Genomic DNA, 12,263 nt, shown 5'->3' with positions numbered 1-12,263 from the left:
CGCTGCTCAAGAAGTTGATGTTCAATCGAAAGAAGGCGGTGCATCTGATCGTGGACGGATTGCCTGCGCATAAGAAAGCCATCGTCAAGGACTACGTCGCCAGTACGGCGGGCAAACTGACCTTGCATTTCCTGCCCGGATACGCACCCGACCTCAATCCAGATGAGCTAGTTTGGAGTCACGTCAAGCGCAATGGCGCCGCCCGACGTCCTTTGCAAAAAGGCGAAAAGCTGGGCCCGCGAATTCACGAGCAGCTTGCCCAAATTGGACGCAACCCGAAGCTCGTGCGGTCGTTCTTCAGGCATCCATGTGTCCGCTATATTTCTGACTCATGAGTAAGCAGCGCCATCGCTCGCGTCCTGTCGTTGCCGGCATAGCCCAGCTCGACGCGCGGCGCCTCGCGCCAGAACACGTCGGGTGCCAGCACGGCATAGCCGTCGGCGGCGTACTGGTCAGCCACCGCGCGGATGTGTTCGTTCACGCCGAAGATTTCCTGCAGCAGCACGATGGCGGGTGCGCCGGGCTGGACGCCCGCCGGCGGCAGGCTGAGGTAGGCGTCGAAGCTGCCCGCGTCGCTGTCGACGCGGATCCATTGGCTGTCGGGAATGGCGGTCATGGCAAAGGCTCTCCGGAATGGCTCATTAGGGGTAAGCGGAATGCGCGGCGCGTGCCGCGCGCCAGCCGCAAGTTTGCCATCGCGCGCGCCGTCGTGCTGGTGCTGTCCTTTGCCGGGCAGCAAGCGCGTCAATACGCGCGCGATTGCCGGTAGCGCTTGTGCCAGTTGTCGGTATAGGCCTTCACCACCGCCGCATCGCCGCGGATCAGCATGCCGTTCTCGGCATTGCGCTCCTGCGCCGACTTGGTGAAGTTGAACGAGCCGGTGAACACCGCCTGGTCGTCAAACACCATCACCTTGTTGTGCGCGATCGCGGGCTTGTTGTCGATCACCACCGGCACGCCCGCGTGCTTGAGGTACGTCGCGCTGGTATAGCGCTCCGACTGCTGACTCTTGTCCAGGATCACGCGCACGTCCACGCCGCGCCGGTGCGCCTGCGCCACGGCCTCGGCGATCGGCGCGCTGGTGAACGAGTAAGCCTGGATCAGCAGTTGCCGGCGCGTGCTGCGGATCGCATTGACCAGCAGCGCCTGGCAGCTCGCGCCATCGGGCACGAAGCACAGCGTGTATCCGCTGCCCTGCGCGAACGCCTTGCTCGGCGCCGGGCTGGCCTCGGGCGGCTGCACCGGTTTGCCAGAGCGCGAGGGCAGGTGCTTGGCCATCGCTTCGTTGAAGGTGTCGCTTATGCTGTCGGCGATGGACTCGGTGACCTGGTCGAAGCCAGACGCCGAACGCGCATGCGCGAGCAGGCCGAACGGGCTGAACGAGGTGAAGGCCGATACGGCGGCGGCGAGGGCAAGGCCCAGTAAGGTACGGCGGAACATTCGGTAAGTCACGGCGCGGGCTGTGGTGCGCGGGACCGCAGCGTAGCAGCCGCATACGCCACTGGCAAAGGGCGATGTGTAACAGGATCTGTGCCGGCGGCACTGGCCTTGGGACTATCGGCGCATGGCGCCTATGATGGATGGAACCCCACGGGTCCGCCCGCCAAGGAGAGGGACATGTCGAACCATACTTACAAGCTGGTCGAAATCGTCGGCTCTTCGCCGGATGGCTGCGATGCGGCCATCCGCAGTGCCATCGCCAAGGCTGGCGAAACCATCAAGAACATCGACTGGTTCGAAGTGGTGGAAACGCGCGGCCATATCGAGAACGGCAAGATCGCGCATTTCCAGGTCACGCTGAAGGTCGGCTTCCGCGTGACCTGAACCCGGCGCGCTCGCGGTTTGCGCCGCGTGTCGCTGACGGAGAGCACCTGCGCCACATCGGCCAGTACATAGGGCTGGATCGTGCGCAGAGGCCGCTCTAATCCTGCGCCAGAGAAGCGGCAGGTTGGTGCCGCCGAGCTGCGTGCCGAGGTCTCTGCAGCGCAGGCAAAGGTCCGCTCAGGGCAGGCGGATCTCCTTCACGTCGAAGTGCGATTCGCCGATCAGCTCCTTGTCGTACTCGCCGACCAGCTCCACCGTGGTGTTGCCGTCGACGGGCTTCTGCGCCGGCCACGCCTTCTGCTTGATCTTTACCTTCATCTGGCCGGTGCCGTCCGAGAACAGGTAGCGCTCGTCGCCGACGCTGCTGACGATCTTGCCGCGCAGGACCGCGTGCTGGTCGTCCTTGCCATCGGCCTGCAAGGCTTTCACGGTCATGACCGGGATCGACGAGGGGCCGGTGTATTGCGCGCTTGCGCCGGCGGCGGCAAGGCTAAGGGCGAGGGCCACGGCGGTGGCGGTCGGGATGTGTTTCATGGACGTTCTCCATCAAGGTTGGGATCCGGGGGCGATGGCATGGATGATGCGCCGGCACGGCTGAACCGTCGCTGAACGGCTGTCCGGGCGCCGCGAGGATTTATCATGCTGGCTTCGCGCGCCGCATCCACCTTTCCAACGGAATCCAGATTGCGTTTCCTGCACACCGCCGACTGGCATCTCGGCCGGCTCTTCCATGCCCGCAGCCTGCTGGAAGACCAGGCCCATATCCTCGGCCAGTTCGTTGAGCTGGTCAGAGCCGAACGACCCGACGCCGTGCTGATCGCCGGCGACGTCTATGACCGCGCCGTGCCGCCACCCGAGGCCGTGGCGCTGCTCGACGACGTGCTGGGCCGCATCGTCGTCGATGCCGGCGTGCCCGTGGTGATGATCGCCGGCAACCATGACAGCGCGCTGCGGCTGGAGTTCGGCGCGCGCCTGATGCGCGCGCAGGGCCTGCACGTGGCCGGCCGCACGCTGGCCGAGGCCGCCAGCGTGACGCTGCACGACGCGCACGGCGAAGTGCGCCTCTACGCGCTGCCCTATGCCGAGCCGGCGGTCGTGCGCGACGCCATGGGCGCCGAGCTGCCCTCGCACGAAGCCGCGCTGCGCGCGCAGCTCGATGCGATCCGCGCGGTCCATCCGCCGGGCGTGCGCGCGGTGGTGGTGGGCCATGCCTTCGTGGTCGGCGGCGCGGCCAGCGAATCGGAGCGGCCGCTGTCGGTCGGCGGCAGCGGCGCCGTGGCGGCGGACCTGTTCGCCGGTATCGACCTGGTGGCGCTGGGCCACCTGCACCGGCCGCAGACGCTGGGCGGCGGCCGCATCCATTACGCCGGTTCGCTGCTCAAGTACTCGCTGTCCGAATGCGCGCACGACAAGTCGGTGTCGCGCATCGAACTGGATGCCGACGGCACCGTGTCGATCACGTCGGTGCCGCTGCAGCCGCTGCGCGACGTGCGCGTGGTGGAAGGCGAACTGGCCGCGCTGCTTGCCGCCGGCGCCGATGACCCGCGGCGCGACGACTATATCCACGCGCGCCTGACCGATGCCGGCGCGCTGCTCGATCCCATGGCCAGGCTACGCCAGGTCTACCCCAATGCGCTGGCGATCGAGCGCACGGTGCTGGCGCGCAGCGGCACGGCCTCGGAAGCGGGTCGCCAGCTGCGCCAGCTTGGCACCACCGAGCTGTTTGCCAGCTTTTTCCGCGAGGTGGCCGATGCCGAGCTCGAGCCGGGCCACCGCGAAGTGCTGGACCAGGTGCTGGCCGGCATGGCGGCGGCGGAGCGGGAGTCGGCATGAGACCGCTGCAACTGACCCTGCAGGCCTTCGGGCCATTTGCCGCGACCGAGCAGGTCGATTTCACGCGGCTCGGCGAGCAGGCCTTCTTCCTGATCCACGGCCCCACCGGCGCCGGCAAGACCACGCTGCTCGATGCGATCTGCTTCGCGCTGTATGGCGATACCTCCGGCGGCGAGCGCAGCGCGCAGGCCATGCGCAGCGCCAATGCCGCGCCGGGGCTGCGCACTGAAGTCACGCTGGAATTCAGCCTGGGCGCGCAGCGCTGGCGCGTGGTGCGCTCGCCCGCGCAGGAGCGGCCGAAGCAACGCGGCGAGGGCTGGCTGACGGAGCCCGCCAGGGCGCAGCTCGACCAGCATGACGGCAACGGCTGGGTCAGCAAGGCTGGCCAGCCGGGCAAGGTCAGCGATGCCATCCGCGAGCTGCTCGGCTTCGACAGCGCGCAGTTCCGGCAGGTCATCGTGCTGCCGCAAGGGCGCTTCCGCGAACTGCTGACCGCCAGCTCGCAGGCGCGGCAGGCGATCCTGGAGCGGTTGTTCCGCACCGAGGTCTATCGCCGGGTGGAAGAACTGCTGAAGACCCAGGCGGCGGGCATCCGCCGCGATGCCGAACGCATCGGCATCCAGCGCGACGAAGCGCTGCGGCAGGCCGGCATGGAGAGCGCGCAGGCACTCGCGGACGGCATCGCCGCGCTGCAGGCGGAAATGCATGCGCTGCAGGCGCAAGAGCAGGGCGCACGCCAGGCGCTGGCCGCTGCGCAGGCGGCGCTGGGCGCGGGGGAACAGGTGGCGGCGCGGTTGCAGGAGCGCCAGCAGGCCGAAGCCGCGCACGCTGCGTTGCTGGTACAGCAGCCCGCGATGGAGGCCGAACGCGCGCGGCTGCAGGCCGCGCAGCGGGCGGCGCGCGTCAACCCGGCGTTGCAGCAGTGGCAGCTCGCGCAGCGGGACCATGCGGCGGCCGGGACAGCGTTTGCGCAAACCGAAGCGGCCGCGGCACGTGCCGCGCGGCAAGCCGTGCAAGCCGCTGCCGCGCTGCAAGCCGAGACTGCCCGTGCCGAGCTGCGCTCGGCCGCACAGCGGCGTTGCACGGAGCTGGATGCCATGTTGCCGCGCGCGCGCCAGCTCGGCACCCTGAACGAGGCTTTCCAGTCGGCACGGCAGAAGCAGGCCGCCACCGCCGAGGCGCGCGAGCGTGCCGCGGCGAGGCTGGCAGCGAGCCAGGCCGATGCCGCGGCGGCAGAGACCGCGCTCGGGCAGGCGCGGCTTGCTGCCGCGCAGTTGCAGGGCACGCAACTGCAGCTCGCGGCGCTGCAGGAGAAGTCGCGGCAGTTCAGCCGCCACGCCCAGGCGACGCAGGCGCTTGCCAACGCCGCCGGCCAGGCAGCCGACGCCGACGCCGCGCAGCAACTGGCCGCGCGCATGCGCGAACGCCGCCGTGCCGCGCTGGCCGAGGCCGAAGCCGCGTGGCGCGCGGGCCAGGCGGCCCGGCTGGCCGCGTCGCTCGCCACCGGCGAGGCGTGTCCGGTGTGCGGCAGCAGTTCGCATCCCAACCCGGCGCAGCAGGTCGACACGCCGCTGTCCGACGAGGCGCTGGAACAGGCGCGCAGCGCCATGCTCGAGGCCGAGTCGCAGGCGGTGCGTTGCGCCGGCGCGGTACAGGCCGCGCAGGCCGCGACCACGCAGGCGCACGAGCGTGCCGACGAACTCGCGCAGTCGCTGGGCGACGTCTCGGACGAAGCCGCGCGTCAGCTGAAGGCAGACATTGCCACGCTGGAAGCCGCTCTGGCAGCAGGCCACCAGGCAGCGGCCAGCGTCGGCCAGTGCGAGGCAACCGTCGCCGCCAGCCGCACAGCGCGCGAGGCCGCTGAACTCGCCAGCCGCGACGCCGCCACCGCGGCGGAAGCGGCTTCGCAGGCGCTGGCCCAGTGCCAGGCCGAATGGCAGGTTGCCTGCGCGCAAGTCCCCGAGGATTCGCGCGATCCGGTGGTGCTGGCCGAAGCCCTGCGCCAGGCGCAGGCCGAGGCCGCCGCGCTGGAGCGCGCACTCGCCACTGCGCAGGCGGCTGAACGGCAGGCCGCAGCCGATGCCGCCGCCGCGCAGGCCGCGCTCGGCTCGGCCAGGCAGGTCCAGGCACAAGCCGCCGCGCGCCTCGCCGAAGCGGAAGACGCTCTGGCGCAAGCGTTGGGGCGGGAGGGTTTCGCCGATGCAGCGGCGCATGCCGTGGCCAGCCTGCCCGATGCCGACATGGCACGCATCGACCAGGCGCTGCGCGCCTTCGATGCGGAACTGGTTGCGGCTGCCAGGCTGCGCGAACGCGCCGAGGTCGCCGCGCAAGGACTCGGCGTGCCGGACCTGGACGGGCTGCGTGCCACCCGGCAGGCCGCCGCCGACGCGGTGGAAGCCCTGGTCCGGCAACAGGCGGATCGCGGCCGCTCGCGCGACACGCTGCAGCAATGCCAGCTGCGCCTGCAGCAGCTCGACGCGCAGGGCCGCGATATCGAAGCCCGCTATGCGGTGCTGGGCCGCCTGGCCGAGGTCGCCAACGGCAACAACCCGCGCCGCATGACCTTCCAGCGCTTCGTGCTGGCAACGCTGCTCGACGAGGTGCTGGAAGCCGCGTCGGCGCGGCTGCTGGCAATGAGCCGGGGCCGCTATGTGCTGCAGCGCGTGCGCGAGCAGGCCGACCAGCGCAGCGCGGGCGGGCTGGATATCGAAGTGTTCGACCACGACACCGGAGCGCCGCGCCCGGCCAATACGCTGTCAGGCGGCGAGGGGTTCCTGGCGTCGCTGTCGCTCGCGCTGGGCCTGGCCGACGTGGTGCAGTCGCGCGCCGGCGGCATCCAGCTCGATACGCTGTTCGTCGACGAAGGGTTCGGCACGCTGGATCCGGAAAGCCTGGACTTTGCCATCCGTACGCTGCTCGACCTGCAGCAAGCCGGCCGCTTGGTGGGGATCATTTCGCACGTGGCCGAGTTGCGCGAGCGCATCGACGTGCGTCTGGAAGTGCGGCCGGGGGTGGGCGGCAGCCGCGCCACGCTGAGCGGCGTGGCGGCTGCAACCTGAGAGCGGCCTGAGGGTACTCGCCGGCCGGATCGGCCAGCATGCCGGTCAGCCGACGAACACCTGCCGGCAGCGGATCGCCATGATCTGCGCCTCGAACGCGCGCGCGGCGGCCTGCGCCAGCCGCGCGCGGCGCGACAGCCTGGGCGCGCGTTGCCCGGAAGCGCCGCGAGTTGTGGCGGAGGCGATGCTTTCGTTGTTTTCCTGGCCCAATCCCCACGCCTGCTGCGTAACCTGCAGGATGCGCGCAAGGGCTGCGGCATGTCGCGTGGATGCATTCGGGACGGTGGCGGTGGCCATGGCGGACTCCTCTTTCTTGTCAGATGCGGGGCAGCGCGCCTGAGCCGGGTGGTCCGGGGGCTGCTGTGCGGGCGCTGCCTTCTTCTGATTCCAAGATAGCCGCCGCGACCCCGGCGCAACATCGACAGCGAACCGATTCCCCTGTCGGTTCTGTCCTACACGGGGCGCCGCCGTCACCCCGCGCGGTGATCGCCCAATGTCTGTTTGCCTGGCCGGCCGACGAGTTGACCGTCGCCCGCGCACAGGTGTAATCTGTTCATTCTGCGAATTCAAGTTCGAATGGCGAACATAGCCCGGCCAGCCCCGGCCGCATTTCGGATCGCGGCTGTGCCAGACCGCACAGTTCCAACAACACCACGCAGACTGCTGGACCGTTCAACGGGCGGCACAGGCGGCACCAACGCCGCCCGGCCGCAAACGAACATCCTTCCGGCGGGCATCTGGAGACAGTCTTTCATGCGCCGCGCCTTGCGGCCCGCTCCGGTAGCCTGCGGATCTTCCGACCTGGAACGCAAGTGATCAACAAGCTATACGACACGGTGGAAGCGGCGGTGGCCGGCATCCACGACGGCGCCACCATCCTCATTGGCGGCTTTGGCCTCGCAGGCATGCCCGCGGAACTGATCGACGCGCTGATCGAGCAAGGCGCGCGCGACCTGACCATCGTCAACAACAACGCCGGCAACGGCGACACCGGCCTGGCCGCGCTGCTGAAGGCCAGGCGCGTGCGCAAGATCATCTGCTCGTTCCCGCGCCAGTCGGACTCGTACGTGTTCGACTCGCTGTACCACGCTGGCGAGATCGAACTGGAACTGGTGCCGCAGGGCAACCTGGCCGAGCGCATCCGCGCTGCCGGTGCCGGCATCGGCGGCTTCTTTACCCGCACCGCCTACGGCACGCCGCTGGCAGAAGGCAAGGAAACCCGCATCATCGATGGCCAGGGCTACGTGTTCGAATCGCCGATCCACGCCGACTTCGCGTTGATCAAGGCCGACACCGCCGACCGTTGGGGCAACCTCACCTACCGCAAGACCGCGCGCAATTTCGGCCCGATCATGGCCATGGCCGCCAAGTGCGCCATCGTGCAGGTCAGCAAGGTGGTTGAGCTGGGCGAGATGAATCCCGAACACATCGTGACGCCGGGCCTCTTCGTCAAGCGCGTCGTCAAGGTCGCCTGAGCGCGGCAACAGGAGAAACAGCATGCAACGCCTGACCCGCGATCAGATGGCCGCCCGCGTGGCCAAAGACATTCCAGAAGGTGCCGTGGTCAACCTCGGCATCGGCCTGCCGACGCTCGTCGGCAACCACCTGCCCGCAGACAAGGAAATCCTGCTGCACAGCGAGAACGGCCTGCTCGGCATGGGCCCCGCGCCCGCTGCCGGTGAAGAAGACGGCGACCTGATCAACGCCGGCAAGCAGCCGGTGACGATCAAGCCGGGCGGCTCGTACTTCCACCACGCCGATTCGTTCGCGATGATGCGCGGCGGCCATCTCGACTTCTGTGTGCTGGGCGCGTTCCAGGTGTCGGAAAAGGGCGACCTGGCCAACTGGCACACCGGCGCACCCGGCGCCATCCCCGCGGTGGGCGGCGCGATGGACCTGGCGATCGGCGCCAAGCAGGTGTTCGTGATGATGGAGCACCAGACCAAGCAGGGCGAGAGCAAGATCGTGCCGCAGTGCACTTATCCGCTCACCGGCATCGGTTGCGTGACGCGCATCTACACTGACCTTGCCACGCTCGACGTGACCCCCGACGGCCTGGTCGCGCGCGACCTGGTAGAGGGCCTGGGCTTTGAAGAACTGCAGCGCCTGACCGGCGTGCCCCTGAAGCAGGCCTGAGCGCCGGCATCGATATCCATCACAAAGAGAGAGACACACCATGACCGAAGCCTTTATCTGCGACGCCATCCGCACGCCCATCGGCCGCTACGGCGGCAGCCTGTCCGCGGTGCGCCCGGACGACCTTGGCGCGGTGCCGCTGAAGGCGCTGATGGCCCGCAATCCCAACGTCGACTGGAAGGCCATCGACGACGTGATCTACGGCAACGCCAACCAGGCCGGCGAAGACAACCGCAACGTGGCGCGCATGTCGTCGCTGCTGGCGGGCCTGCCGCAGGACGTGCCGGGCGCCACCATCAACCGCCTGTGCGGCTCCGGCATGGACGCCACCGGCACCGCCGCGCGCGCCATCAAGGCGGGTGAAGCGCAACTGATGATCGCCGGCGGCGTGGAAAGCATGAGCCGCGCCCCGTTCGTGATGGGCAAGGCCACCAGCGCTTTCTCGCGCGATGCGCAGATCTTCGACACCACCATCGGCTGGCGCTTCATCAACCCGGCCATGCGCGCGGCGTATGGCGTGGACTCGATGCCCGAGACCGCCGAGAACGTTGCCACCGACTACAAGATCAGCCGCGAAGACCAGGACCTGATGGCGCTGCGCAGCCAGGAGAAGGCTTCGCGCGCGCAGGCCGACGGCACGCTGGCGCAGGAAATCACCGCCGTCACGATCCCACAGAAGAAGGGCGATGCAATCGTGGTCGAGCGCGACGAGCACCCCCGCGCCACCAGCATGGAAGCGCTGGCCAAGCTGCGCGGCGTGGTCCGTCCTGACGGCACCGTCACCGCCGGCAACGCCTCGGGCGTGAACGACGGCGCCTGCGCGATCCTGCTGGCGAGCGAAGCCGGCATCAAGCAACACGGCCTGACCCCGCGTGCCCGCATCGTCGGCATGGCCACCGCCGGCGTGGCGCCGCGCGTGATGGGCATCGGCCCGGCACCGGCCACGCAGAAGCTGCTCAAGCAGCTGGGCATGACGCTGGACCAGATCGACGTGATCGAGCTGAACGAAGCGTTTGCCGCACAGGGCCTGGCCGTGCTGCGCGAACTGGGCGTGGCCGACGACGACAAGCGCGTCAACCCGAACGGCGGCGCGATCGCGCTGGGCCACCCGCTCGGCATGAGCGGCGCCCGCCTGGTCACCACCGCGATGTACCAGCTGCACCGCACCGGCGGCCGCTTCGCGCTGTGCACGATGTGCATCGGCGTGGGACAGGGCATCGCCATGGTGATCGAGCGCGTTTAAGCGCAGCTAGGTAGCTCTACCGCTTGTTTGCCCCCCTCTCCCGCGAGCGGGAGAGGGGCCGGGGGTGAGGGCAGGCGCTTGCAATCGCGACGCGCTGCAAGAATGCGTTGGCAGGCGTCAGCACGGATTGCCGTGCAGTCGTTCCTGCAAACGCCCGCCCTCACCCCAACCCTCTCCCGCAAGCGGGAGAGGGAGCAAGACCGCAGTCGTTTGAAAGTGAGTCAAAGATGTCCCTCCCCGTAGCCACCCTCGTCACCGGCGGCAGTTCCGGCATCGGCCGCGCCATCTGTGAAATGCTGCTGGCCGATGGCGTGACCCAGGTGGTCAATGTCGACTACGCCGCGCCGGCGTGGTCGCATCCCAACATGACCTACTTCCAGGCCGACCTGACCGACGCCGCGGCGACCCGCGCCGCGGCGGAGCAGGTCACGTCGCGCTTTGCGGTCACGCGCCTGGTGAACAATGCCGGCGCCACCCGCCCCGGCACCGCCGACAGCGCCACCGTTGCCGACCTGGACTACGTGACGGGCCTGCACCTGCAAGCGCCGCTGTTGCTGCTGCAGGCCTGCCTGCCCGCAATGCGCGCCGCGGGCTTCGGCCGCATCGTCAACATGGCCTCGCGCGCCGCGCTGGGCAAGCCCGAGCGCGTGGTTTACTCGGCCACCAAGGCCGGCCTGATCGGCATGACCCGCACGCTGGCGATGGAACTGGGCGGAGACGGTATCACCGTCAATGCCGTGGCCCCGGGCCCGATCGCCACCGAGCTGTTCCGCAAGAGCAATCCGGAAGGCGCCGAGCAGACCAGGCGCATCCTTGCCAGCATCACCGTCAAGCGCATGGGCACGCCGGAAGACGTCGCCCGTGCCGCGCTGTTCTTCCTGTCGCCGGACAACGGCTTCGTCACCGGCCAGGTGATGTACGTGTGCGGCGGCACCACGCTGGGCGTTGCGCCGGTATAGCGCGCCCCGGCGCTCAAAGATTCGAAAAGAAGAGACGTTAACCAAGCGTCACGCATGGCGGCCCGGAGCCGGGCCGCCAACCGGATGCGCGCGAGTGCGCAGCATCCGTTCGGGAACGGCAATCACGCCATTTCAGCACAACGTCCTGCACGGGCCACAATCTCCGTCGGGACAGCTTTACCGGAGTAATACCGATGAGACACGATTCCCAGACCTCCACCACGCGCCGCCGCCTGCTTGCCGCCGGCGTGGCGCTGGCCGCCACCTTTGCCGGCTTCGCTGGTGCCGCGCACGCACAAGGCGGCTACCCGACCAAGCCGATCACGCTGATCGTGCCGTTCTCGGCCGGCGGCACCACCGACATCCTGGCCCGCATCGTCGGCCTGCAGCTGGGCAAGGCGCTCGGCCAGCCGGTGGTGATCGACAACCGTCCGGGCGCGGGCGGCAACATCGGCGCTTCGCTGGCGGCCAAGGCGCCGGGCGACGGCTACACGCTGTTCATGGGCACCATCGGCACGCACGCGATCAACCAGTCGCTGTATTCCAAGCTGCCGTATGACCCGGTCAAGGACTTCGCGCCGATCACGCGCGTGGCGATGGTGCCGAACCTGGTGGTGGTGAATCCCAAGGTGCCGGTCAATAACGTCAAGGAACTGATCGCCTACGTCAAGGCCAATCCGGACAAGCTGTCGTACGGCTCGTCGGGCAGCGGTTCGTCGATGCACCTGTCGGGCGAGTTGTTCAACTCGATGACCGGCCTGCATATCCAGCACATCCCGTACAAGGGCAGCGCCCCGGCGGTGAACGACCTGCTGGGCAACCAGATCGGCCTGATGTTCGACAACATGCCGTCGTCGTATCCGCACGTGAAGGCCGGCAAGCTGCGCGCGCTCGCGGTGACCTCGGCCAAGCGCTCGCCGGCGCTGCCGAACGTGCCGACCGTGGCCGAGTCGGGCGTGCCGGGCTATGAAGCGACTTCGTGGTTCGCGCTGTACGCCACGGGCGGCACGCCGCAGGCGATCGTCGATCGCCTGAACGCGGAAGTGGTCAAGATCCTTGCCATGCCGGAAGTGAAGAAGCAGATGGCAGACCAGGGTGCTGAACCCAACCCGGAAAAGCCGGCACAGCTGGCCGCGTTCATGAAGTCGGAAACGGCCAAGTGGGCGAAGGTTGTGAAGGCCTCGGGCGCTACGGTGGACTGAGCTTTTC

The 12,263-nt window shown here is 68.8% G+C and carries 12 protein-coding genes and 1 pseudogene; 9 read left to right on the top strand and 4 right to left on the bottom strand.

Annotated features, from left to right (window positions below; all coding sequences use genetic code 11):
- A partial coding sequence (locus tag K309_RS40130) for a transposase (RefSeq protein WP_198030841.1) occupies positions 1-335 on the top strand: 335 nt, incomplete at its 5' end.
- Between the two features lie 5 nt (positions 336-340).
- Here K309_RS40130 and K309_RS37050 read toward each other — a convergent pair.
- Positions 341-616, bottom strand: a pseudogene (locus K309_RS37050) (dienelactone hydrolase family protein); the annotation flags it as partial.
- Positions 617-744: 128 nt separating this feature from the next.
- A complete protein-coding gene (locus tag K309_RS37045; protein ID WP_084402492.1) occupies positions 745-1,440 on the bottom strand; it encodes a phospholipase D family nuclease in 696 nt (231 codons plus the stop codon).
- 177 nt (positions 1,441-1,617) lie between these two features.
- Here K309_RS37045 and K309_RS0122030 point away from each other — a divergent pair, with 177 nt between their 5' ends.
- On the top strand, positions 1,618-1,824 hold the full coding sequence (locus K309_RS0122030; protein ID WP_029048440.1) for a dodecin: 207 nt from the start codon (positions 1,618-1,620) through the stop codon (positions 1,822-1,824).
- Positions 1,825-2,001: 177 nt separating this feature from the next.
- Here K309_RS0122030 and K309_RS0122025 read toward each other — a convergent pair whose 3' ends face one another.
- Positions 2,002-2,358, bottom strand: coding sequence for a YgiW/YdeI family stress tolerance OB fold protein (locus K309_RS0122025; RefSeq protein WP_029048439.1), 357 nt, complete (start codon positions 2,356-2,358; stop codon positions 2,002-2,004).
- Between the two features lie 150 nt (positions 2,359-2,508).
- Here K309_RS0122025 and K309_RS0122020 point away from each other — a divergent pair, with 150 nt between their 5' ends.
- Both K309_RS0122020 and K309_RS0122015 read left to right on the top strand, forming a co-directional pair.
- Positions 2,509-3,657, top strand: a complete 1,149-nt coding sequence (locus K309_RS0122020; RefSeq protein ID WP_029048438.1) for an exonuclease SbcCD subunit D — start codon at positions 2,509-2,511, stop codon at positions 3,655-3,657.
- Positions 3,654-6,716 (top strand): AAA family ATPase, encoded by a 3,063-nt coding sequence (locus K309_RS0122015; protein WP_029048437.1) that lies wholly within the window; start codon positions 3,654-3,656, stop codon positions 6,714-6,716. Before K309_RS0122020 ends, K309_RS0122015 begins: the two co-directional genes overlap by 4 nt.
- 45 nt (positions 6,717-6,761) lie before the next feature.
- On the opposite strand, the gene K309_RS0122010 is transcribed toward K309_RS0122015, so the two are convergent.
- Positions 6,762-7,013: a hypothetical protein gene (locus K309_RS0122010; protein ID WP_029048436.1), complete on the bottom strand. Its 252-nt coding sequence runs from the start codon at positions 7,011-7,013 to the stop codon at positions 6,762-6,764.
- 515 nt (positions 7,014-7,528) lie between these two features.
- On the opposite strand from K309_RS0122010, the gene K309_RS0122005 reads away from it, so the two are divergent.
- The 5 genes from K309_RS0122005 to K309_RS0121985 all read left to right on the top strand — a co-directional run bounded on the left by K309_RS0122005 (position 7,529) and on the right by K309_RS0121985 (position 12,256).
- Positions 7,529-8,191: a 3-oxoacid CoA-transferase subunit A gene (locus tag K309_RS0122005; protein WP_029048435.1), complete on the top strand. Its 663-nt coding sequence runs from the start codon at positions 7,529-7,531 to the stop codon at positions 8,189-8,191.
- Between the two features lie 22 nt (positions 8,192-8,213).
- Entirely contained in the window at positions 8,214-8,852 is a 639-nt protein-coding gene (locus tag K309_RS0122000; protein ID WP_029048434.1) for a 3-oxoacid CoA-transferase subunit B, read from the top strand.
- A gap of 40 nt (positions 8,853-8,892) precedes the next feature.
- The gene (gene pcaF, locus K309_RS0121995; protein WP_029048433.1) at positions 8,893-10,095 is read left to right on the top strand and encodes a 3-oxoadipyl-CoA thiolase; all 1,203 of its coding nucleotides are present in this window, start codon (positions 8,893-8,895) and stop codon (positions 10,093-10,095) included.
- Between the two features lie 227 nt (positions 10,096-10,322).
- The gene (locus K309_RS0121990; RefSeq protein WP_029048432.1) at positions 10,323-11,054 is read left to right on the top strand and encodes an SDR family NAD(P)-dependent oxidoreductase; all 732 of its coding nucleotides are present in this window, start codon (positions 10,323-10,325) and stop codon (positions 11,052-11,054) included.
- A 194-nt stretch (positions 11,055-11,248) separates the two neighbouring features.
- Positions 11,249-12,256, top strand: a complete 1,008-nt coding sequence (locus tag K309_RS0121985) for a Bug family tripartite tricarboxylate transporter substrate binding protein (protein ID WP_029048431.1) — start codon at positions 11,249-11,251, stop codon at positions 12,254-12,256.
- Positions 12,257-12,263: the final 7 nt, after the last annotated feature.

It is taken from the genome of Cupriavidus phytohabitans, assembly GCF_000426345.1.
Taxonomy (GTDB): Bacteria; Pseudomonadota; Gammaproteobacteria; order Burkholderiales; family Burkholderiaceae; genus Cupriavidus.
The sequence above is the reverse complement of the archived record's forward strand: the minus strand, read 5'-3'. Positions and strand labels throughout refer to the sequence as shown.

What these genes read in the sequence shown, in the direction of transcription:
- K309_RS37045 (WP_084402492.1), bottom strand. Translation starts at nt 1,440, where the DNA reads ATGTTCCGCCGTACCTTACTGGGCCTTGCCCTCGCCGCCGCCGTATCG.
- K309_RS0122030 (WP_029048440.1), top strand. Translation starts at nt 1,618, where the DNA reads ATGTCGAACCATACTTACAAGCTGGTCGAAATCGTCGGCTCTTCGCCG.
- K309_RS0122025 (WP_029048439.1), bottom strand. Translation starts at nt 2,358, where the DNA reads ATGAAACACATCCCGACCGCCACCGCCGTGGCCCTCGCCCTTAGCCTT.
- K309_RS0122015 (WP_029048437.1), top strand. Translation starts at nt 3,654, where the DNA reads ATGAGACCGCTGCAACTGACCCTGCAGGCCTTCGGGCCATTTGCCGCG.
- K309_RS0122010 (WP_029048436.1), bottom strand. Translation starts at nt 7,013, where the DNA reads ATGGCCACCGCCACCGTCCCGAATGCATCCACGCGACATGCCGCAGCC.
- K309_RS0122000 (WP_029048434.1), top strand. Translation starts at nt 8,214, where the DNA reads ATGCAACGCCTGACCCGCGATCAGATGGCCGCCCGCGTGGCCAAAGAC.
- pcaF (WP_029048433.1), top strand. Translation starts at nt 8,893, where the DNA reads ATGACCGAAGCCTTTATCTGCGACGCCATCCGCACGCCCATCGGCCGC.
- K309_RS0121990 (WP_029048432.1), top strand. Translation starts at nt 10,323, where the DNA reads ATGTCCCTCCCCGTAGCCACCCTCGTCACCGGCGGCAGTTCCGGCATC.
- K309_RS0121985 (WP_029048431.1), top strand. Translation starts at nt 11,249, where the DNA reads ATGAGACACGATTCCCAGACCTCCACCACGCGCCGCCGCCTGCTTGCC.